Source organism: Cryobacterium sp. TMT1-2-2, assembly GCF_004403505.1.
Classification (GTDB): domain Bacteria; phylum Actinomycetota; class Actinomycetes; order Actinomycetales; family Microbacteriaceae; genus Cryobacterium; species Cryobacterium flavum.
On record NZ_SOGS01000003.1, the window covers coordinates 127,299 to 147,847 of the forward strand.

Sequence of the window (20,549 nt, forward strand, 5' to 3'; positions counted from 1 at the left end):
GTCAGGAGCAGCGCGCGCCCAGGCGCTCCAGCAGGCGCTCCTCGGCATCGTGACCGGGCGCGATTCCGGCCGGAATGCGCAGGTAGAAGAAGACGCCGCCGACCCACCACAGCCCGAATAACACCCAAGGCTCGAACGACAGCGCCGCCGGCATCCCGGGCATATACAGGCTGAGCAGGCCCAGGCACAGGGCGGCAGCGGCGACGCCGATCACGACTCCGCCATTACCCTTGCCGCCCACGCGCAGCGGGCGGTCCATTTTCGGTTCGCGGCGCCGCAGCACCACGAAGGCGACGGCCACCAGAATGTAGGCCATGACGATGCTCGGGGCACCGGAATCCACGAGCCAGCCGAGCATCTGCGTGCCGAAGAACGGCGCCACAAACGACAGGGCACCGATGAAGTAGAGCGCGTTGGTGGGGGTACGAAACTTGGGGTGCAGCCTGCCAAACCAGGCCGGCAGCATGCCCGAACGCGCCATGGAGAACATCAGGCGTGAAGCGCCGAGCAGCAGGGAGTTCCACGAGGTGAGAATTCCGGCGATTCCGCCGGCGATGAGCACCTTCGCCATGACATCGCTGCCGAACAAGGCGCCCATGGCATCCGCTGTGGCGATATCGGCCTGGCCGATGGCGGCAGCCGGCATCGACGACGAGGTGGTGAGCACGATCATGACGTACCAGATGGTCGCAAGAATCACGGCGACGACGACAAGCTTGCCGATCTGTCGCGGCGCCACATTGACCTCTTCGGCCGACTGCGGAATGACATCGAAACCCACGAAGAGAAACGGCACCACGACGAGCACGGCGAAGAATCCTCCCATGCCATTGGTGAAGAACGGTTCCATGTGCACGGTCGAACCACCGGTGAACGACCCGAGCACGAGCATCGCGCCGACGATCAGCAGGAACAATACGACGAAGGTCTGCACGACACCGGCCAGTTTCACACCACGGATGTTGATGCCCGTGATCACGACGGCGGCCACCGCTCCCACCAGCGCCCAAGTCAAATACACCTGCTCGCCGGCGATCTGCCAGAGCGGAATCTGACTCAGGTCGGGAAAGAGGTACCCGGCCGTGCGTGGCAGTGCCACGGCTTCGAACGCCACGATGGTGACGTAGCCGCCGGTGATTGCCCAGGATCCGACGAACGACCAGCGCGGCCCCATGGCTCGCAGCAAAAAGTTGTGTTCGCCGCCGGCCTTGGGCATGGCCGCGGTCAGCTCGGCGTAGGTGAGGCCGACGATGCCCATGATGATGCCGCCGGCGATCATGGCCGTGACGGCACCCAGCGTGCCGGCGTCGTTGATCCAGCCGCCGGTCAGCACGACCCAGCCGAAGCCGATCATGGCTCCGAAGCCGAGAGCGAGCGCGTCTCGATTTCCAAGGACTTTGAGCAGAGAATCCGGCGTGTGGTGATGGTGCGTGGTAGTGATGGTGTCCCCGATTGTTTCGGCTCACGTCAACGCTGATGCGACGCAGATGGTGTGCTGGCCGCGAATCGGTCGGCCCGCCGCGAGCGCTTGTCTGCCTTGATTCTGTCACCCCGGCGGTGCCGCAGAACGTTATCCGCGGCCGACCCAGCGATCCATTGACCGGTAAACGCCGAAAACACGGCCGGCGACGGCGTCCCACGCGGTCAGCGGCAACACGCCGCGGAGCACCTTCGACAGGTTCACCGTCCACGGCAGTAACAGCTGCGGCTTGCCGGCGAGCATCGCCCGCCAGACCCGATCCACCACGTATTCCGGCGTCATCAGTGGGGTGAGCAACGGCCCGCGAGCCCCCGTGAACATGCCGGTGTCGATGTAGCTCGGGCACACCGTGGTCACCTTGACCTGCCCGTGGCCCTGCTGCACCAGTTCGAGCCGCAGGGAATCGCTCCAGCCGATCAGGGCCGCTTTCGAGGCGGCATAGACACTCATGCGGGGGGTGCTGAGGGTGCCGGCGGCCGACGCGATGTTTACGATGCGTGATTCGCGGTATCCGCTCGCAATCATCGCCGGCAGAAACTCGCGGGCGATGTACATGGGCGCGAGCGCATTGATCTGCATCGTCGGGCGGGTGTCCGCGCCGTTGTCGTGCTCCCAGAAATACTTGCCGCGCACGATTCCGGCGTTGTTGATGACCACGTCGGGGTCGCCGACCTCGGTGCGCACCCGCTGCGCCGTCTGCGCGATGGCCCCCAGATCGGCGATATCGACAACGTAGGGCGCGATCGTCGTGCGCCCGTTAGACCGATCGTTCAGGATGGCGGTGGTCGCCGCGAGCGCGGCACCGTCGCGATCCCAGAGAATGACCGTTTTCGCCCCCTCGGCGACAGCGCGCTCGGCATACAGGCGGCCCATTCCCATGGCTGCTCCGGTAATCAGCACGCGGGCTCCGGCGACGGTTCGACTCATACTCCCATCATGCCGCCTGCGGCGGCCTGGCGGGACTACGCTCGATGCAGCGCGCGATTGCGGCAGACCGGGGGAAGGTGCGTATGGACTTTCGAACCCTCGCGATCATCTCCGTGATCGCCCTGCTCGGGCCGCTTTTGGCTACACCGCGCCGCTGGAACATTCCCGTCGTGATCGGCCAGCTCGCCGCCGGCGTGATCGTCGGCCGCACGGGTTTCGGCCTCATCGACGCGACCGACCCCACGCTGACTCTTCTAGCGGATGTCGGATTCGCGTTGATCATGTTCGTGGCCGGCACGCACGTGCCGGTTCGCGCCGGGGCGATTCGCGCCGCCCTCGCGACCGGCCTGGTAAGGGCAATTCTCGTGACCGTCTCGGCGACCGCCCTCGGCGTGGCGATCGCGATAGTCTTCGGAACTCAGCATGCACCGCTTTATATAGTGTTGCTCGCCTCCTCGTCCGCCGCGCTCGTGCTGCCCCTCATTCACTCGCTGGGGCTGCGCGGCCGATCGATGCTCGAGCTGACCGCGCAGGTCGCGATTGCCGACATCGCAGCGATCGTGGCCCTGCCGCTGGCCATCGACCCGCCCAATGCCGGCCGCGCCGCCCTCGGCGCTGCCGCTGTCGCGCTTCTGGCCGTGGTCATCTACTCTGTGTTGGCCAGGCTGGAACGCAACGGCTCTCGCGTAAAGCTGCACAAGCTGTCGGCCAATCGCAAGTTCGCTCTCGAGCTGCGCATCCAGCTGGCCATTCTGTTCGCCCTGTCGGCCGTGGCCGTGTTCAGCCACGTCTCGGTCATGCTCGCAGGCTTCGCTTTCGGCCTCGCCGTCGCTGCGGTCGGCGAACCGCGCCGACTGGCCCGCCAGCTGTTCGCCCTCGCCGACGGATTCTTCGGGCCGCTGTTCTTCGTCTGGCTCGGCGCCTCGCTCGCGCTGCGCGACCTCGCGGACCACCCAGAGATGATCGTGCTCGGCCTCGTGCTCGGTGTCGCCACCCTGCTCACCCACGCGACCACCCGTGTGCTCGGACTCCCCCTGTCGTTCGGTCTGCTGTCGGCGGCCCAGCTCGGCATTCCGATCGCAGCGGCAACGATCGGCACCCAGTTGCGCGTGCTCGCCCCCGGGGAGGCAGCGGCCCTGCTGCTGGGCGCGCTCGTGACCATCGCGGTGACCGCGGTGGCGAGCGGATGGGCCAAGCCGCGCGCGGCATCCGTTTCGCCGGCCTGACCGGCAGCCGACCAGCGCGAGGCAATCTCCGATAACCTCGCTGTGAGCCTACTGACGGCTCAACGTGGGGGACACAGTGAAACTGAAGCTGACCGTTGGCAGACTGCCGGACGGCGACACCGACGTGCTCGTCACTGCCGATGTGATGGCGACGATCGGCGAAGTCGCCCGAAATCTGGTACTCGGCCAGCCCGGAATCTCCCCGAACGACGACGCAGCCCGGCGCAACAGCGCCCCACTCACCCTGCGCGTGCGGTACCCCAACAACCCGGTGCTGCACGTGCTCGATCCCTTGGCGACGGTGAGCGATGCCGGTCTCAGCTCGGGCTGCTGGGTGGAACCGATCCAGCCCAGCGAGGCCGATCCGAGCGACATCTTCCTGTACCAGCGTGCTGCCACCGCGTCGATCCTGCGCGGCCCGCAAGCCGGCTCGCAGTTCGCCCTCGTAGCCGGACGCAACGTCGTGGGACGTGGCCGCGGCTGTCGAATCCAGTTGATCGACGAGACGGTCTCTCGCACGCACGCCACGATCGACATCGGCACGACCATCACCGTCACCGATCTTGATTCGGGCAACGGCGTCTATATCGACGAGCGTCGGGCCGGGTCGGGCACGGTGACCGCAGCAAACGTCATCTCGATGGGCGACACGGTTCTCGCCGTCGCCCTGGAGCCGAGCTTTCGAGGCCTGGCGCCATCGGCCCGACCGGAAGCCGTGGTCGAATTTGCACGCTCACCGCGCGTTGACGTGCGTTTTGTCGCCCAGAAGCTTGCCGCGCCGGTACCACCTCAGCGCCTGGAACCGCAGAAATTTCCGATTCTCGCCGTGATCGCCCCGCTCGTCATGGGCGGTGTTCTGTTCGCGGTCACCCGATCACCGCTCAGCCTCGTCTTCATCGCGCTGTCCCCCCTGATCATGATCGGCACCTGGGTCGACACCAAGATCACCAACCATCGCAAGAAGAAAGACCAGACGGCGCAGTTTGACGCAGCGATTGTGGCGCTGAAAGCCAAACTCGTCACCCAGCGCGAGCGCGAAGTGTTGATTCGCAACGCGGAATCACCGAGCACCACCGAGATTTACGAGGCCATGGTGGCACGCAATGCCGTGCTGTGGACGCGTCGCCCAGAACACCAGACATTTCTGGAAGTGCGGCTCGGTCTCGGTACCCAATCGAGTCGCATCACCGTGGATGTGCCCAGCCGCAATGACTCGGACGAGCGCTTTTGGACCGAGCTCGACGAGATCAACGACGCCAACCTGACCGTGCCGCGGGTGCCGGTGCTCGAGACCTTCGCCCGGGCCGGCAGCATCGGGGTCTCCGGCAGTGAGCTCTGGTCTGAAGGCGTGCTGCGTTCCATCATTGTGCAGCTGTGTGGCCTGCACTCGCCGGCCGACCTGGTGCTGACCTGCTTCGCCAACCCGGACAACCAGTACGAATGGCAATGGCTCAAGTGGATGCCGCACATCGGCTCGGTCTACAGCCCACTCACGACGAGTCATCTCGCGGCCGATCCGGCCTCGAGCGGCCACCTGCTCGCCCAGCTCGAAGAGCTCGTGGCTGAACGCCGGGCCGCGCGACCGGGCAGGGCGGGCATCCGTTCTCATCTGCGCGAAGACGCCGACATCGATGAACTGCACGGACAGGCGGTGCAGGCCCTGCCGGTCACCCCGGTCGTCATCGTTATCGTCACGAGCGACAGCCAGGTGGATCGTGGACGGCTCGTCGCACTGGCCGAGGACGGCCCCGATGTGGGCGTGCACCTGCTCTGGCACGCTGCCACGGTCTCCGACCTTCCCGCCGCCTGCCGCACCTATATTGAGGTTCAGCCCGACGGAATCGGGGTGGTCGGATTCGTGCGCACCGGCACCCGGGCCGACGTCAGCCCGCTCGAGGCTATTTCGGGCCAGGATGCCGCCGTGGCCGCCCGACTGATCTCGTCGGTCACCGACAGTGGCGCACGAGTTCTCGATGAGAGCGACCTGCCCACGTCGGTGCCCTACCAGGAACTGCGCACCGAGAATGTGATCTCGTCGCCGGAGGCCGTCGCCGCGTTGTGGGAACGCAGCGACAGCATTACCGCGCGCTGGCGCGACCACCCACCGACCGAAGCCGGCACACTCAGCGGCATCGTCGGCCAGGGCGCCACCGGCGTGCTGCGGCTGGACCTGCGCGAGCACGGTCCGCACGCCCTCGTGGGCGGCACGACAGGGTCGGGCAAAAGCGAGTTTCTGCAAACCTGGATCATGAGCATGGCGAGCGAACACAGCCCGGATCGCGTGACTTTTCTGCTGATCGACTACAAGGGTGGCGCTGCGTTCGCAGAATGCACCCAGCTGCCGCACACCGTGGGCCTCGTTACCGATCTGAACACCCACCTGGTACGCAGAGCACTCACCTCGCTGCGAGCGGAGTTGCATTACCGGGAGACCCTGCTCAACGAGAAGGGCGCCAAGGATCTCGTGAGCCTGGAGAAACGTGGCGACGCGGACGCCCCGCCGTCGCTGATCATCGTCATCGACGAGTTCGCCGCGCTGGTCGGTGAAGTTCCGGAATTCGTCGACGGAATCGTGGACGTGGCCCAACGCGGGCGCTCCCTCGGGCTGCACCTGATCATGGCCACCCAGCGGCCGGCCGGCGTGATCAAGGACAACCTGCGCGCCAACACCAACCTGAGGATCGCCCTCCGCGTCGCCGACGAGTCGGACAGCCAGGACGTGATCGGCGGCAAGGACGCCGCCGGGTTCGACCCGGCGACACCGGGCCGCGGTGCGGCAAAGCTCGGCCCTGGCAAGCTCATTCATTTTCAGACCGCTTATCTCGGCGGCCGCAGCAAGGGCACGGCAAAACTCCCCGATATCGACATTGCCGACTTTCCGTTCGAGGTCGGTCAGACCTGGTCCATCGACCTGGCCGCACCGCCCACTCGCCGGGAAGCACCTCGCGACATTGAAAACATGTTGAATTCCATTCGCACGGCCGGAGCAACGCTCGGGTTGGCAACGCCGCGCAAACCCTGGCTCTCGCCACTGGAGGCGGTGCTGGATTTGGCGCAGATCGCATCCGCTGATGGGCCGTCGATCGCACTCGGCATGCAGGACGAACCCAGCCAGCAGCGGCAGAGTTCGTTTCGGTTCGACCCGGACAATCAGGGAAACCTGGCCGTTCTCGGCACCAGCGGCTCAGGCAAGAGCACCGCGCTGCGAACGCTGCTGCTGTCGGCCTCGCGCGAATCCGAGCGGTACCCCGTGCACATCTACGCGATCGACTGCGCCGGGGGCGCCCTGAGCATGCTCGCCGCGCTGCCCACCGTTGGCGGCATAATTTCGGGCGAGGACAGCGAACGGGTCGAACGCCTGATGCGGCAACTCGTCGCCACCGCAACCGAACGCGCGGTCCGCTACTCCGCACTGCCGGCGTCTACCCTGTCTGACTACCGACAGGTGAGCGGCGACGTCGCGGAACCACGCATCTTCGTCGTCATCGACGGCATGGCGAACTTTCGCAGCAGCTACGAGTTTCGAAGCGGCGACACGACGTTTGCCGCGCTCGCCCAGCTGATGAGTGTGGGACGGCAGGTGGGCATCCACTTTATTCTGAGCGCGGATCGCTCCGGGGTGATCCCCACGGCGCTCAACGCCAATATTCAGCAGAACATCGTGCTGCGCCTGGCTTCGTCGAGCGATTATGGCATTCTCGGAGTGCCCGCGGACATTCTCGAAGACGCACCGGCCGGACGCGCCGTCATCGACGGCGATGAGGTGCAGATTGCGGTGCTCGGCGGTTCGTCAAGCCTCGGCGAGCAGTCGGTGGCGGCCCAGCAGCTCGGGGATCGGCTGCGTCAAAGCGGTGTCGCCGCGGCACCCTCGATCGAGCGCCTGGCCGAGCGCATTCTGCTGTCGCAACTCGGCGTGCACGGCAGCCGGGCGGCGATTGGGGTAGCGGATGCCGACCTGCTGCCGGTCGGCATCGCGCCGGAAGGACTGGTCGTGGTCACCGGCCCGTTTCGGAGCGGCAAGACCACCACGATCAAGACTCTTGTGCGCAGTTTTGTCGGTGCGCTGCCGGGCGTCAATACCGTGCTGATCAGCCCGCGACCGGCGAGCGAGCTGGCCGAATTCCGCCCGTGGGGAGCCCGCGCCCTCGGGATCACCGAAGCCGAGACGCTCGCGCGCGACCTCGGTACCGTGCTGCGGGATGGCACCGGAACCTGGCCGACCGGCGGCGCGCCCGGCTTGATCGTCGTCGAAACCGCGGGTGATTTCGAGGGATCGACCGCCGAGCCCGTCGTCGCATCGCTCATCAAAGCGGCGCGAAAAGCCAACGTGTTGATCGTGGTCGAGACCGACCTGGCGACCGGGCCATCCGCCTGGCAGATTCACTCCGAGCTCAAAACCGCCCGCGTGGGGATTGTGCTGCAGCCCGATGAGGGCGACGGCATCGCCCTGTTCCGGGTTGCCTTTCCGCGCGGCAATCGGGCAGATTTTCCGGAAGGGCGCGGCTACCTCGTCGAGGCGGGCCGGGCGACGAAACTGCAGGTGGCCTTGCCCGAGTAGTGGCGGGGTCAGTCGGCGACGATCACGCCATCGGCGAGCTCGGGCACGTCCCCCGGCCACGAGCCGAGGCTGTGGCCAATCTCTGTACTTCCGCCGACTGCCCCCGCAGAGTCCGGCGCACCGGCTCAGGGCCACCGCACCCAAGGCGACCGCGCACACGAGCGCCGTCCAGCGACGAGGCGTCCCGGCTGGTAGCGTTGGCCCCACTGCACAATGCAGCTCTTATGGGGGAGTGTCAAATGGCTAACATGAACGTCTCGTACCAGGAACTTAACTCATCTGCTGACCGCCTTGTGTCGGGCCGCGACGCTATCAACACCAAGCTCGCCGAGTTGCAGAGCTTGATCGGCTCTCTCGTGAGCTCCGGTTTCGTCACCGATAAATCTTCCGGCGCATTCAACGCGTCCTATGAGCAGTTCACGAACGGTGCCCGCGCCACGATCAACGGGCTCGACGGCCTCTCCAACTACCTGCGCACCACGGCCACCACGCTGTCCGAGGTCGACGCGCAGCTCGCCGCACGCCTCTCCCGCTAACCTCTCGATGTCTGGCAGCCGGCGATTCGCGGCGGCTGCCATTGTTTGGAGGAACGAATGTACGGAGACATGTCCGTCGTCAGGTCTGACTCGGCGCGCCTGCGAGCCCGGGGCGACGATGTGCGTGCCCGCGCGCTGGCGATCAAGGCCCGTGCCGAGTCGATGAACTGGAACTCCGTTGCCGCAACAGCGTTCCGCGCCGAAATCGGCGCCACGGCCGATGCTCTCGGTCGGTCGGCTGCCGCACTTGACACAGCAGCGGATGCCCTGTCGAACCACGCGAGGTCCGTCGATGAGGTCAAGGCGCTCATCCACCAAGCCCAGGTGTGGGCGGGTGAGCGGCTCGACGAGGCACGCTCGATCGTCGGCAACGTCGTGAAGGTGGTGCAGGATGTCGCCGAGAATGCCGTCACCGGCTTCATGACGGTGCTCGCGTCCATTCCCGACCAGGTGAAAAACGTCAAGGTTTCCGTTTTGCAAGTGTTCGGCGTTGACGTCGCGCCGCAGACCGTAGCCCGCGCCGAGGACATCGTTCGGGCCGTTCCGAACCGGCCGGTTGACGGTGCCAGGGAGTGGCTCGACGTGCAGTGCACCCTGGGCGGTGCTCGGCGCTAGGCCAGTCGTCGGGCTTCGGTCTCCGCCCTGCCGGGTGCCAACGCCCTGCTCGAACTCAGCCGACCGACAGGGTGGGAACGGCGCCCGGCCAGGCACCCAAATACTCCGGACCATCGAAATAAACGCTGTATTTTTGAAACATGGGGTACTCGACCCCAGCGAGCACGTTCGCCTCGGCTTGCAGGTCGACGGTTCGACCGTGGTTGTACACGATCAATCTCAGGCTCGAGGGCTGACGGTCCAAGGCCGTCGCCCAACCGAGCCGCAGAACGTAGTCGAGAACCCCGGGTGCCGTCGCCGCGGCGTCATCATCGACGTAGACCTCGATGATCATCGACGTGGACAAGCCCGAGGTTGAGCTTCGAACCGTGGCGTCGCGCAGACCGGGAACGGCATTCAGGAATGCGACGGCTTCATCACGGCTGATCCCGGCGGCTGTGCCCGACGGAACCGGCGTAGCGGTGGATGTGGAGCTGAAGGGGGCGAACGTTGGGCTCGAGCAACCGCTGAGCACAACTGCCGTAGCCACGACGGCGATCGTGGCGCCAATCAAACGGTTTCGGATACTCATACTGGGGTCCTCATCGAGTTGCTGCGTAGTCATGCACGGTCACGTCGTCGCCGATAAAAAAATCCTTCGCAGACCCCGTGAACGTGTCGGCATTCGGATTGCCCGAACCTTGGAACTCTCCCGCAGTCACCGCGTACTTGGCAGCATCGTGCGGTTCCGTATGGTCGCCCATCCCCGGGGGGTCAGCGTGCACGGTGACCTGATTGGTCGTTGCGGGGTTGTCTGACCCGTCTCCTGCCGGGACCAGGTCCCCCGTGTGTTCGAAGGAGAGCACGTTGACTCCGGAGGGAATGTCGAAGTTGCCGATCGACGCTCCGGCGGTGACGACATTCGTGATGTTGTAGTGCTGGTTCATCCAGGGGTCGGAGCTCATCAGGCCCGCGGTGATTCCGCCGAGGCTGAAACCGGCGAGCATGACCGGATCGTGGGCTTTCACACCCGCCTGCTCCATGGCTTCCTTGACGGCCGCCATGAGCACGGTTTGATGCTGCGCCATGGACGCCAGGTCGCTCGGCAAATCGTTCGTGGCGGTGCCGGGGGCCAGCCCCCAGTTCTGCGTGCTGGGGATCTGGACAATCCAGTGGTGCACGCCGTCGGGTCCAACACGCTCCACAAGCCGAATGTCAGAGAAGTCATCCGGAGTACCTTCGGGCGAGCCAGCTGGAGCGTCCCCGTTCGTGTCGATCTCGTCGGCTCCCTCGAACAGCGACTTCAGGTCTGACGGCACGATCTGGATTATCGGGGACCCGTCGGAGTCGGTGAATGAAATGGGAGCCACTGTCGGCTCGCCGGTCGCGTCGTCGAAGGCGCCGAAGCGGCCGCCGCCGGCGATGATGCCCTCAACGAGCTGGTCGTAGTTGAGGGGCGGCCACGGTGCGCCGGTCAGGGAAGTCGTTCCGACGATGGCCAGCGGGCCGAGGGTATAGGTAGCTCCGGCAAGGAACCCGGGAGCAAAATTGATGATCGTCTGCACGAGGTCGGTGTGCTCGCCAGCCCAGGCCTGGATCGCTTCCAGATCAGGGGCGCTCGCGAGCAAGGCCGCGAACTCGTCCGCGAGCCGCTGGTTGGCGGCGGTCGCGGCATCCGTTGGTGAGTAGGCAGACGCAAAAGCATTCGCTCCAGAGGTGATGAGCGCACCCGCACCGCCCGGCACCATCACGGTAGCGAGCAGCCACGGGTTCTTCTGCACCTGGTCGCCGATCGCATCCACGGCGGCCCCGGTCGAGTCCGCCACCTCGGTGAGCTGATAGCCCATTTCGACGCCGGCCGCGTAGAGCGCTACCCCACCCGCCACGACCGTCGCCCCGGTGACGACCACGACGCCAACCGCGAAACCGCCCACAAAGTAGAGGCCGTCTGCGGCCGTGGCCAGCGCGGATTCCACCGTCTCATAGGTGACGATGGCGCCGTCGATGAAGAGGTGCAGCACCGCGACCCTGGCCGTCTGCAGGAGGTACACGGCTGCGGCCTGCAGGATCTTGGTCTCAGCATCCGCGAAGGTGGCGGGCGAGAGTATCGCCGATTCGAGCAGGTCACCGCCGGCGGCCACGGCCGCGATCTGCAGACTCTCGGTTGCGAGATAGTCCTGCACCTGCCCGAGCTCCGTCGAGAATGTACGCATGTCCTCGAAGGTCGCGACGAGGGGCGAGGTATTGGTACCGCCGCTGACCGTGAAGTCACTCATGGGCCATCTCCGTAACAGTGATTTCTGCACAGAGGGAGGCGACTTCAGCCCGAATAGCGGCGTACGTCACGGCGGCAATCGTGATGGTTCCGGAGTCGACCACCTGTTCCGCCGTCGGCAGGCCGTCGTCGCCTGCCGGAAGCCGCACTTCCACACTTCGCCAGCCGGCGGCACCGCGCACATAGTTGAGCACTCGCACGGGGATGCCATCCGCTCGCGAGAGCCGAAGGTCGAAACCGGCGTCGAGATCGCCAGCGAGACCCGCGAGTGCCTGCACGGCACCCGGACCACCGACTCGGCGGGACAGCTCCTCCAGCAGGAGCGGGTCATGGGCGCGGAGAACCTCGATGCCGCCACGGCTCTCCGTGAGGGACATCGTCACGAACGGTCCATTGTCGCCGGCCTCCCCACCGGAAGGGACGGCCAGGGCCAGCTTGTCGGCAAGGTCCGGAAACGGCACGACTGCGAACTCGAGGCCGGCCAGGTCGCCGGTCGTTCCGCGACCGTCGGCGATCTCCACGTTCTGTGCCCGCGCGAGCAGCGAGCCGTAACCGCCGCGCGCCGAGGCGACGAGCAGGAGGGTCGACTCTCGTGTCCACGCCGAAACCTCGAACACCCAGGCCGGCGCCATGTGCAGCGACAGGAAAACCATGAACGACGGAAGAAGCCAGTCGCCCAGATTCGCGGGAATCGGGTCGCGCGGGACCTCCGCTGTGACCAGGCCTTTGGCGACCAGACCGGCAATCGCCGCCTGCGCCCGCTCCGCGGACTCGGCCGGGTCACGATCGCTGGCCCATTCCTGACGGAATCGCGGGGGTAACCGCAGGGTGGGCACGTGGTCCTGCACGAGGTGCAACTCGTCAGCGGTCAACAGGAACCGAGGCATTGCCGCCCCCGCCCCCAATGATTCACTCACCATCACGCGTCCCCCGTATAGTCCTTCACAGCCTACCGAGAATGCGCGCGCATCTCGGGCCAGCATCCGCTTTGCTGCACACGATCGTCCTGGGCGTAGATAGCAGGCCTGGGAAATGCCCATTCGCGTTTGTGGGCCTCAGACGAACATCAGCACGATGCCGGCCACACCGGCGAGAACACCGATGCCGAGCAGCACCAGGCCGATCAGGCGCAGACCCTTGCCGTCGAGGTCGGGGTCGTGCGTGCGGCACTTCTCGGGCTGGCGATTGCGAAACCAAACGCGTACGTCATCTCCGGGCGCCAGGTGGTGCGTCTCCTGGGTGTCGGCTGAACGCTCGTGCACATCGCCGTCGTTATCAAACCAGCGGATGACCGTGGCCGGGCCCGCCTGCGCTGTTCCCGACGCTGTTGTTCCCCACGCTGCGATCACGGCGGTCGTGCGCGTCCAGCGGCCACTGATGCCGCGCACAGACAGCCCGACGATATAGAGGACTGCACCGATGATGAGGCCGACGAGTGTGAGAATCTCGCTCATGATTCCGGCGAAGTCGAGCGCGTGCACTGCCACCGCCATCCGTTGTCACGTGAGTCGTATATATCGAGGTTCCCTGGCGGCGCAAGCACCACTGGCTAAATCGTATCGTTTCAGGTCAGGCCAGCAGGCCCGTCTAGGCTGAATCCATGCGATTTGGACTCTTTGTACCCCAGGGCTGGCGACACGATCTGGTCGGAATCGAACCGGCGGCGCAGTGGGCCACCATGAGCGGCCTGGCCGCGCACGCTGATGCGGGCGCCTGGGAGTCGATCTGGGTGTACGACCACTTTCACACCGTTCCGGTGCCGAGCGAGCAGGCCACCCACGAGGCCTGGTCGCTCATCTCCGCTTTCGCTGCGACCACGAAACGGGTGCGCCTCGGGCAGATGTGCACCTGCATGAGCTATCGCAACCCCGGCTACCTGGCCAAGGTCGCCTCGACCGCTGACATCATCTCCGGCGGCCGCATCGAGATGGGCATTGGGGCCGGCTGGTATGAGCATGAGTGGCGCGCCTACGGCTACGGGTTTCCCGGCCCCGGCGAGCGCCTCGCTCGGCTCGACGAGGGTGTGCAGATCATGAAGCAGGCCTGGACCACGGGCACGGCGACCCTCGACGGTGTGCACTATCAAATGGATGGCGCGATCTTTCGGCCGCTTCCGTTGCAAGCCGGAGGTCTTCCCATCTGGATCGCCGGCGGCGGCGAAAAAGTGACCCTCCGCATCGCCGCGCAGTACGCCGATTACACCAACTTCGACGGCTCACCGGACGGCTTTTCGCAGAAGAGCGCGCTCCTGGCCGAGCACTGCGTGGCTCAGGGAACCGACTTTGGGCGCATCGTGCGCTCGGCGAACTACAACACCGTGATCGGCGCGACCGAGGCCGAAGTTGCCGAACGGCTGAACGCGATCGAGGCCCGGGTGGCCCCCTATCTCGGCACCGAGGGAGCCGAGAAGTTCATGGCCGAGTATCGAAGCGGCAAGGCGCAGGGCGTTGGCACGCCGGAACAGGTCGTTGAGCGTTTGACCGCCATGAAGAAGCGCGGCCTCGGCTATGCGATCCACTACTTTCCCGAGGCAGCCTACGACCGTTCCGGCATCGAACTGTTCGAGCGCGAGGTCATGCCCGCCCTGAAGCAATCATGCTGACCGACAACGAGGTACCAGCTTGGTGGCGAGGCCTCGGCCTGCCCGGACTGGTCGACCTGCACACCCATTTTCTGCCAGAGCGAATGCTGCGGCGCGTCTGGGCGCACTTCGACGAGATCGAACCGCTGATCGGCCACGAGTGGCCGATCCACTACCGCGACGATCAGGATTCGCGCCTGGCGACGATGCGGCGCCTGGGCGTGCGGCGCTTCACCGCGCTGTCCTACGCGCATCGCCCGGGAATGGCGGCTTCCCTGAGCGATTTCTCCCTCGAACTGGCAGCGGAGCATGCCGATTGCGTGCCGAGCGCCACGTTCTATCCGGAGGACGGCGTGCTCGAGCAGGTGCAGTCCGCCCTCGATCGGGGCGCTCGGGTGTTCAAGATTCACGCCCAGATCGGAGCATTCGACCTGCGCGAGCCCGTGCTCGACCCGGTCTGGGGGCTGCTCGCCGATGCCGGGATTCCGGTCGTGATCCACGTCGGCAGCGGGCCGGTGTCCCGGCCGGGGATCACCGGGCCGGACAAACTTGCGGGAGTTTTGGCGCGGCATCCGCTGTTGACAGCCGTCGTCGCCCATCTCGGCGCCCCGGAATACGGCGAGTTTCTCGATCTCGCCGAACGCTACCCGTGGGTGCACCTGGACACCACCATGGTCTTCACCGATTTCTTCGAGCAGTTCGCACCGTTCGACCCGGCCCTGCTTCCACGGCTGGCCGACCTGCCCGACCGGGTGGTGCTCGGCAGCGACTTTCCCAACATTCCGTACCCGTATGCCCACCAGCTCGAGTCCCTCGAACGCCTGCGCGACCGGGAACCGCGGCTCGACGACGACTGGCTGCGCGCCGTCTGCTGGTACAACGGCTTGCGGCTGATCGGCGAATAGGGCGCCGCGCACCTCGGGCAGTGCCTCAATCAGGACACGTTCTGAAAGGTCTGACCGGCCCGAACGATGGGCCCGAGACCCCAAGGTTTCTGCAAGTCCTCCCTCATAGCGTGACAAGATCCACCAGACCGCTTTAGAGGGATAGGGTTTGGTCCAGCTCCTCACTCAGGAGCAGGACCAAGCCGTATTTTGGCGTCCCTGTGCAATATTGCCGTTACCAGCCATAGGATCCGTCTTGTGGTTATGACGAGCACTGCCCATCTACTCACTACGCCGAATTCGAGGACGACCATGACACCGACCGCCGATCTCTCCCGCCGCGCCGTTATCTTGATCGGGAGCGCGGGCACCGCTGCTGCGCTTGCCGGCTGCTCGACCGTATCGTCCACCGGGCTGGAGGCTGGTGGCCCGTCGACGGCGCCCACGGGCGGGAGCGCGCCCCAGGAGCTTGCCAAACTTGCCGACATCCCGGTCGGCGGCTCCATTTCGGCCACCCTGGACGGGAAGCCGATTCTGGTTTCTCAGCCGACCGACGGTAGCGTCATTGCCTTTAGCGCCATCTGCACGCACCAGGGTTGTGTCGTCAAACCCGGGGGCGGCGAATTCGATTGCCCGTGCCATCAGTCACGCTTCAACGGGGCAACCGGAGAGGTGATTGATGGCCCCGCGCCCTCGCCGCTGGAAAAGATTGCGGTGCGCGTCGCCGGCGGCGTCGTGCTCGCCGGTTCGTGACCATCCGAGGGTGAGCATGAACATCCACAATGGTCTGCCCGGTCAAGAAGGTGATTGTTTATGTGGGAGATCTGCGGATCCAGCGCGGGACAGGCGCCCCAAGAGGTACGCGGAGCGGGCTACCGACTCGTCTGAGTCGATACCCTGGCTGAGAGTATCCCGTCGCTAGCCGTCGTTGCTTCCGTTGCCGTTGCCGGAGTCGGAGTCGGAGTCGCCACTATCGGAGTCGTCCTGGCCGCTGTTCTCGTCTGCCTCGGGGCCGGAATTTGTCCCGTGGCCCGAGCTTCCGCTGTCGTCGACAGTATCGTCGACGCCGGAGTTGCTGCCTTCCGGTCGTCCGTCGCTGTCATCGGGAGCGTCGGTGACGTCGTCACTGCCGTTGCCCGATCCGATGCGTCCGTCGCTGTCGTGGGGCGCGGCGTCGTGGTTATGGTCCGAAGCAGCTTCGGTGGCTGCTGGCGCGGGCGCCGGCTCGTTGGCCATGTCCACACCGACCCCCGCAGTCGAGCGGGGGGAAACGGTGACTGCTTCCAGCTTGGTATGCGCCGCGCGCGCGATGCCGTTTTGAACCGACTTAATAAGTTCATCGCTGAGGAGCGGGCCGGTGTAGGTCACGTCGAGCTCACCGGCGCGGAGGGTGGTGGTGTAGTTGCCGAGCGCGTCCGACAGAATGCCTTCCCGGGCGATGGACTCCTCCAGTGCGGCAGGGCTGGTCGCCCGAACCGCGAACCGGAGATCGTGTACCAAGACCTCGGCGACGTGGTAATGGTCCACCCCGGAAACCACCGGGTCCTGGAAGTACGCACGGTTGACCAGTTCCCCGGCTTCGGCAACGGTACCCCCCATCGGCAGGGCCACGATCAGCTCCGGCACCAGGTGCTCGAGCGAGGCGGGGTCGAGCACGTCGGGAGAGATGTCGGACAGGTTTATCTGGCTCTCGTTCGACGCATTATCGAGCACTATGCGGAGGGCGGCGAGATCGGCGTCGGGAGTCGAGTGGATTGCGATCACCACCCGGCGTCGAACCATCAGCCCGTCGTAGGTCACGGTAGGTCGGTCGTTGCCCGCATCGGTACCCGTCTCAGCGGAGCCGATCAGTCCGGCCGAAACGGGAGTGGTTGTAGGAGGCGTCGCCACGGCGGTGCATCCGCTCAGTGCGAACGCGATCAGCACCGCCGTAACCATCTTGGTGACGTTGTTCATCTCAGGTTCCCGCCGCAAACCCCGGCCGATACACCGGCGGATACGAATTCATGGGGGTGGTGTCCACGACCGGATAGTCCGAGCTGACGGGGTCGTTGTTTCGCCAATCCCCCACCGAGAACTGCACCATCATGTCGTGATCTTCGTGCACCAGGTTGTGGCAGTGCACCATGTACCGCCCGCCGGTGTGGGCACCGGTGTTGAACTGCATCAGCAAGGTGATGGACTCGTTCTCTCCCGCATAGAAGACGTCTTTTGGCCCGCCCTCCCAGGGGAACGGCTTGCCGCCGTTGGTGTTTCGGGCGATGATCTTGGCGTCGATCAGGTGAATGTGCACCGGGTGGAACCAGCCTCCTGACTCGTTCGTGATGGTCCACTGCTCAACGGAGTACGGCTGGGGGCTGGCGAAGCACCGGGAGAACCCGGATGCCGCCACGTCCTCCCAGGTCTCCCCGTTGATGGTCCATTCTCCGCCCTGGCGCTGCACTCGAAGTACCCGCTTCGCCACCGCCATCTCCGGGCTCAGCTTCATCACGTCGAGGCCGCCGCGCTGCGGGTTTGCCGAGCCGCCGTCGTCGAGCGTTGTGGGGGTGGCGGAGATCGACCCGGCCGTGGAACCCGAGTCGGCCACCACCTGGAACCGCATGATCTTGTTCGTGTTGGCGTAGCTGACGTTGTTCTTGTTACTCAGGTTGCGCATCTCGATCATCTGGCCAACCCTGTACTTGCGGAAGTCGATCAGGATCTCGTAGCGCTCCGCCGTGCCCTGCCGCCAGGACTGCACCGCCTCCACCTTGGGCGTCATGCCGCCGTCGGTGCCCACGACGTAGAACGGGTCACCGGTGGACAGTGTCGGTCGATAGGAACGTGTGATCGAGGCCACGAGCACTCGAAAGCGGTAGATGCGCGGCTTGACCTTCATCGTCGGCCACGGTACCCCATTGACCATGATCACGTCACCCCACAGACCCGCGTGGCCGTTGTCGTTGAATCCCAGAGAGCCGTCGGCGTTGAACATTGCGTCCGAGATCATCAACGGCACATCGAACTCGCCCTGAGGCAGCTGCGCCTGCTCGTACTGGTCCGACAGCGGGTAGAAACCCGCGAGCCCTGAATACACGTTCTGGCTCGTGACCAGGTGGTTGTGGTCGTGGTACCAGAGCGTGCGCGCCGACTGCCAGTTGGGGTACATATAGTTCTTGACTTTGCCCGGGGCAGTGAAGTCGTTGGCGTACCCGTCGTACTGGGGCAACGACGCCGAGCCGTGCATGTGGGTGACGGTGTTGAACGCCGCCGGGTGCAGGAGCCCCGTTGCCGGCAAAGCGTTACGGATGCGTATCTCGGTTCGCGTGCCCTGTCGCACCCGAATGGTCGGGCCCGGAAAAACACCGTTGTACCCCGCCAGCGTGGTGGAGAGCCCCGGAAGGATCTGCGCCTGCGCGAGCTTCTCGGTGAGGGCGAATTTAGCGAATGGCCGAGCCGGGTCGCCATCATCGAAGCCCGTGGCGTAAGGCACGAGCTCGGGCGGGCGGCGGAACACGCCCCGATACGGGACCGGCATGTTCGCGGGCGCGAGCAGGCTGGGGGTGGGGACCGGGTCCGACATCCTGGCCATGCCGAGGGCACTCATCGCACCGACGGCGCCCACTGCGCCAAACTGCAGTACTTCCCTACGTGTCGTCATAAACACTCCAGAGTGGTGCGTCGAGATGTTCACGATGAAGAATGCCGTGGCGGCCTTGTGGAAACCTTGCGCTGGGGTGGAGCTTGGGCAAGTGGCCCGTTGCGCTGATTTATTTGGGGGCCAGACCTCGGTGCCGTCCACTCTGACCATCTCGCGCGGCGTCGGCACGCCGAAACAGATGGTGGAACGACTGACCGCGATGAAGAAGCGTGGCCTCAACTACGCGACTCACTATTTCCCGAGGCACCCTACGATCGGTCGGGCATCGATCTGTTCGAGCGCGAGGTCATGCCCGCCCTGCTCTGAAGCGATCGCGATCGGCGGGTGCCCCTATGTGAGGGCGACCCTCAGCACCCGTTCGAACTCGGGGAGGTCGTTCTCGACGGTGTCGCGAATCATGGCCAGATCGATGTAGGCATACCCGTGCGCGATGCGATTCCGGGTCGCCCAAATGATCTTCCAGTCGTCTCCGAAGTGTCGCTCGCGGAACTCACTACCGGTTTCAGAGACCGCTTCGATGGCGAAGGCCAATCGAAGGCTGACGGCATCGGCGATGGTCTCATCGGCGAGGTCGCCCCTGGCGAGGTGTCGTTTGAGTACGTCAATATGATCGAGTGCGTCCCGCACGAGCTCGTCATCGGACCTGCTCATAGCGGTACGGCCTCCGTCAGCACGCGTTCGGCGAGGTGTTCGCGAAGACCTCTGGCCGGCACGACATCGACTTTGGATCCGAGCAGATCGCCAAGCTCGCGTTCCAATCGAGCCAACGCGAACAGTCCTGTTCCTGGCGCAATGTCGGCCATCAGATCGATATCGGACTCCGAGGTATCGGTGCCGAGGGCAACACTCCCGAAGACGCGGAGGTTCGTAGCTCCGCGAGCGGCGGCCAAAGCCACTATCTTGCTGCGATTTCGTACCACCACCCGCCCGCGGCCAGACCTGCCCTGAAACCGCTGAAGTCGAGAGACCTCGGGCTGGCTACGGCCGATGGCTGCTGCGACCTCGCGTTGTGTGAGTCCCGCAGCAAGACCCGACCGAACCGCATCCACTAGCAGGCGTCGCGAGCGTTCGTGTAGCTCGTCGGCTGCGTGGGCTTGTGCGCGTAGCCGAGTGACGGTGTCTTGATCGTCTGACATATAGCACATGCTATCACCGACGCAGCTGCGGGTGGCAGTTGTCTGCATTCCAGTCAGTGGCGGGGAGTAGAAAACCGCTCAGACCGAATGACAACCCACGACGTAATACCCGTCCCCCCGCTACCGTGCGGCGCGGTAACCGGCGCGCTGCTCGGGACTGAGGTGCTCGGTGGCGTAGCTGAGGGCCGTGCGCGGCATCTGCGCGGCGTGCTGGTCGAGAAATGCGAGCAGCAGGTTTCGGTCGATGCGCTTGCCGACCTCGCGCAGCATCCAGCCGACGGCTTTGTGCATCAGCGGCTGCTTGTCGTTCAGCAGGAGCGCGGCGAGCTCGAGCGTGGTGCTCGCGTCGCCACGCATGATCAGGCCGAGCGTGCCGACCATCGCCACGCGGCGCTCCCACAGAATGTCGCTCTGTGCCAGCTCGGTGAACACGTCGCGCGAGAGATCAAACCGGTACTCACCGAGCAAGGTCGGAGCTGAGCAGTCGACCAGATCCCAGTTGTTGACCCGGCCGCGGCCAAGGGCCCTGAGGTAGGCCTCGGCCAAACGCGTGCAGGCCGCATCGCCGCGGGAGGCGGGCTTGCTCGCCCGCTTGAATTGGGCAACCAGAATCAGCAGTCCAGTCATGCGGTGCTCGTGCAGAACTGCGGACATTCTCGATCGGTGCGGGCGCACCTGCTGCACAGAGCGCGTATCGAAGGGTGCGGTGCAC

At 65.4% G+C, this 20,549-nt stretch carries 18 protein-coding genes; 7 read left to right on the forward strand and 11 right to left on the reverse strand.

Annotated features, from left to right (window positions below):
* Nucleotide 1: 1 nt before the first annotated feature.
* Both E3T35_RS02815 and E3T35_RS02820 read right to left on the reverse strand, forming a co-directional pair.
* Nucleotides 2-1,405, reverse strand: a complete 1,404-nt coding sequence (locus E3T35_RS02815; protein WP_255577951.1) for an APC family permease — start codon at nt 1,403-1,405, stop codon at nt 2-4.
* A gap of 165 nt (nt 1,406-1,570) precedes the next feature.
* On the reverse strand, nt 1,571-2,407 hold the full coding sequence (locus E3T35_RS02820; RefSeq protein WP_134344667.1) for an SDR family NAD(P)-dependent oxidoreductase: 837 nt from the start codon (nt 2,405-2,407) through the stop codon (nt 1,571-1,573).
* A gap of 83 nt (nt 2,408-2,490) precedes the next feature.
* On the opposite strand from E3T35_RS02820, the gene E3T35_RS02825 reads away from it, so the two are divergent.
* The 4 genes from E3T35_RS02825 to E3T35_RS02840 all read left to right on the forward strand — a co-directional run bounded on the left by E3T35_RS02825 (nt 2,491) and on the right by E3T35_RS02840 (nt 9,342).
* Entirely contained in the window at nt 2,491-3,633 is a 1,143-nt protein-coding gene (locus E3T35_RS02825) for a cation:proton antiporter (RefSeq protein WP_134344668.1), read from the forward strand.
* Between the two features lie 76 nt (nt 3,634-3,709).
* Complete coding sequence (locus E3T35_RS02830; RefSeq protein WP_134377837.1) at nt 3,710-8,191, forward strand: FtsK/SpoIIIE domain-containing protein; 4,482 nt, start codon at nt 3,710-3,712, stop codon at nt 8,189-8,191.
* Between the two features lie 239 nt (nt 8,192-8,430).
* Nucleotides 8,431-8,727 carry a WXG100 family type VII secretion target gene (locus E3T35_RS02835; protein WP_134344670.1) on the forward strand — a complete coding sequence of 99 codons (297 nt, stop codon included), beginning with the start codon at nt 8,431-8,433 and terminating at the stop codon, nt 8,725-8,727.
* A gap of 57 nt (nt 8,728-8,784) precedes the next feature.
* Nucleotides 8,785-9,342, forward strand: coding sequence for a hypothetical protein (locus E3T35_RS02840; RefSeq protein WP_134377838.1), 558 nt, complete (start codon nt 8,785-8,787; stop codon nt 9,340-9,342).
* 55 nt (nt 9,343-9,397) lie between these two features.
* Here the strand turns inward: E3T35_RS02840 and E3T35_RS02845 are convergent, their stop codons facing one another.
* The 4 genes from E3T35_RS02845 to E3T35_RS02860 all read right to left on the reverse strand — a co-directional run bounded on the left by E3T35_RS02845 (nt 9,398) and on the right by E3T35_RS02860 (nt 13,083).
* Nucleotides 9,398-9,913, reverse strand: a complete 516-nt coding sequence (locus tag E3T35_RS02845) for a hypothetical protein (protein WP_134344672.1) — start codon at nt 9,911-9,913, stop codon at nt 9,398-9,400.
* A 10-nt stretch (nt 9,914-9,923) separates the two neighbouring features.
* Complete coding sequence (locus E3T35_RS02850; protein WP_134377839.1) at nt 9,924-11,597, reverse strand: hypothetical protein; 1,674 nt, start codon at nt 11,595-11,597, stop codon at nt 9,924-9,926.
* Nucleotides 11,590-12,483 (reverse strand): hypothetical protein, encoded by an 894-nt coding sequence (locus E3T35_RS02855; RefSeq protein ID WP_134377840.1) that lies wholly within the window; start codon nt 12,481-12,483, stop codon nt 11,590-11,592. Before E3T35_RS02855 ends, E3T35_RS02850 begins: the two co-directional genes overlap by 8 nt.
* A gap of 168 nt (nt 12,484-12,651) precedes the next feature.
* The gene (locus E3T35_RS02860; protein ID WP_233197275.1) at nt 12,652-13,083 is read right to left on the reverse strand and encodes a DUF3592 domain-containing protein; all 432 of its coding nucleotides are present in this window, start codon (nt 13,081-13,083) and stop codon (nt 12,652-12,654) included.
* A 113-nt stretch (nt 13,084-13,196) separates the two neighbouring features.
* Between E3T35_RS02860 and E3T35_RS02865 the strand changes: the two genes are divergently transcribed.
* The 3 genes from E3T35_RS02865 to E3T35_RS02875 all read left to right on the forward strand — a co-directional run bounded on the left by E3T35_RS02865 (nt 13,197) and on the right by E3T35_RS02875 (nt 15,814).
* Entirely contained in the window at nt 13,197-14,198 is a 1,002-nt protein-coding gene (locus E3T35_RS02865; protein WP_134344675.1) for an LLM class F420-dependent oxidoreductase, read from the forward strand.
* Complete coding sequence (locus E3T35_RS02870) at nt 14,192-15,082, forward strand: amidohydrolase family protein (RefSeq protein ID WP_134344676.1); 891 nt, start codon at nt 14,192-14,194, stop codon at nt 15,080-15,082. The genes E3T35_RS02865 and E3T35_RS02870 overlap by 7 nt, the downstream gene beginning before the upstream one ends.
* A gap of 291 nt (nt 15,083-15,373) precedes the next feature.
* A complete protein-coding gene (locus E3T35_RS02875) occupies nt 15,374-15,814 on the forward strand; it encodes a ubiquinol-cytochrome c reductase iron-sulfur subunit (protein ID WP_134344677.1) in 441 nt (146 codons plus the stop codon).
* Nucleotides 15,815-15,979: 165 nt separating this feature from the next.
* On the opposite strand, the gene E3T35_RS02880 is transcribed toward E3T35_RS02875, so the two are convergent.
* From E3T35_RS02880 to E3T35_RS02905, 5 genes are all read right to left on the reverse strand, one after another.
* Entirely contained in the window at nt 15,980-17,017 is a 1,038-nt protein-coding gene (locus E3T35_RS02880; RefSeq protein ID WP_134377841.1) for a hypothetical protein, read from the reverse strand.
* Nucleotide 17,018: 1 nt separating this feature from the next.
* Complete coding sequence (locus E3T35_RS02885) at nt 17,019-18,701, reverse strand: multicopper oxidase family protein (protein ID WP_134377842.1); 1,683 nt, start codon at nt 18,699-18,701, stop codon at nt 17,019-17,021.
* A gap of 330 nt (nt 18,702-19,031) precedes the next feature.
* Nucleotides 19,032-19,352 carry a DUF86 domain-containing protein gene (locus E3T35_RS02895; RefSeq protein ID WP_134377843.1) on the reverse strand — a complete coding sequence of 107 codons (321 nt, stop codon included), beginning with the start codon at nt 19,350-19,352 and terminating at the stop codon, nt 19,032-19,034.
* On the reverse strand, nt 19,349-19,837 hold the full coding sequence (locus E3T35_RS02900) for a nucleotidyltransferase family protein (protein ID WP_134344681.1): 489 nt from the start codon (nt 19,835-19,837) through the stop codon (nt 19,349-19,351). The genes E3T35_RS02895 and E3T35_RS02900 overlap by 4 nt, the downstream gene beginning before the upstream one ends.
* Nucleotides 19,838-19,957: 120 nt before the next feature.
* Nucleotides 19,958-20,491 (reverse strand): DNA alkylation repair protein, encoded by a 534-nt coding sequence (locus tag E3T35_RS02905; protein WP_134377844.1) that lies wholly within the window; start codon nt 20,489-20,491, stop codon nt 19,958-19,960.
* Nucleotides 20,492-20,549 lie beyond the last annotated feature (58 nt).

Coding starts and splice junctions, on each gene's coding strand:
- E3T35_RS02820 (WP_134344667.1), bottom strand. CDS start 2,407: ATGAGTCGAACCGTCGCCGGAGCCCGCGTGCTGATTACCGGAGCAGCC.
- E3T35_RS02825 (WP_134344668.1), top strand. CDS start 2,491: ATGGACTTTCGAACCCTCGCGATCATCTCCGTGATCGCCCTGCTCGGG.
- E3T35_RS02835 (WP_134344670.1), top strand. CDS start 8,431: ATGGCTAACATGAACGTCTCGTACCAGGAACTTAACTCATCTGCTGAC.
- E3T35_RS02840 (WP_134377838.1), top strand. CDS start 8,785: ATGTACGGAGACATGTCCGTCGTCAGGTCTGACTCGGCGCGCCTGCGA.
- E3T35_RS02845 (WP_134344672.1), bottom strand. CDS start 9,913: ATGAGTATCCGAAACCGTTTGATTGGCGCCACGATCGCCGTCGTGGCT.
- E3T35_RS02850 (WP_134377839.1), bottom strand. CDS start 11,597: ATGAGTGACTTCACGGTCAGCGGCGGTACCAATACCTCGCCCCTCGTC.
- E3T35_RS02855 (WP_134377840.1), bottom strand. CDS start 12,483: ATGCCTCGGTTCCTGTTGACCGCTGACGAGTTGCACCTCGTGCAGGAC.
- E3T35_RS02865 (WP_134344675.1), top strand. CDS start 13,197: ATGCGATTTGGACTCTTTGTACCCCAGGGCTGGCGACACGATCTGGTC.
- E3T35_RS02870 (WP_134344676.1), top strand. CDS start 14,192: ATGCTGACCGACAACGAGGTACCAGCTTGGTGGCGAGGCCTCGGCCTG.
- E3T35_RS02875 (WP_134344677.1), top strand. CDS start 15,374: ATGACACCGACCGCCGATCTCTCCCGCCGCGCCGTTATCTTGATCGGG.
- E3T35_RS02880 (WP_134377841.1), bottom strand. CDS start 17,017: ATGAACAACGTCACCAAGATGGTTACGGCGGTGCTGATCGCGTTCGCA.
- E3T35_RS02885 (WP_134377842.1), bottom strand. CDS start 18,701: ATGACGACACGTAGGGAAGTACTGCAGTTTGGCGCAGTGGGCGCCGTC.
- E3T35_RS02895 (WP_134377843.1), bottom strand. CDS start 19,352: ATGAGCAGGTCCGATGACGAGCTCGTGCGGGACGCACTCGATCATATT.
- E3T35_RS02900 (WP_134344681.1), bottom strand. CDS start 19,837: ATGTCAGACGATCAAGACACCGTCACTCGGCTACGCGCACAAGCCCAC.
- E3T35_RS02905 (WP_134377844.1), bottom strand. CDS start 20,491: ATGTCCGCAGTTCTGCACGAGCACCGCATGACTGGACTGCTGATTCTG.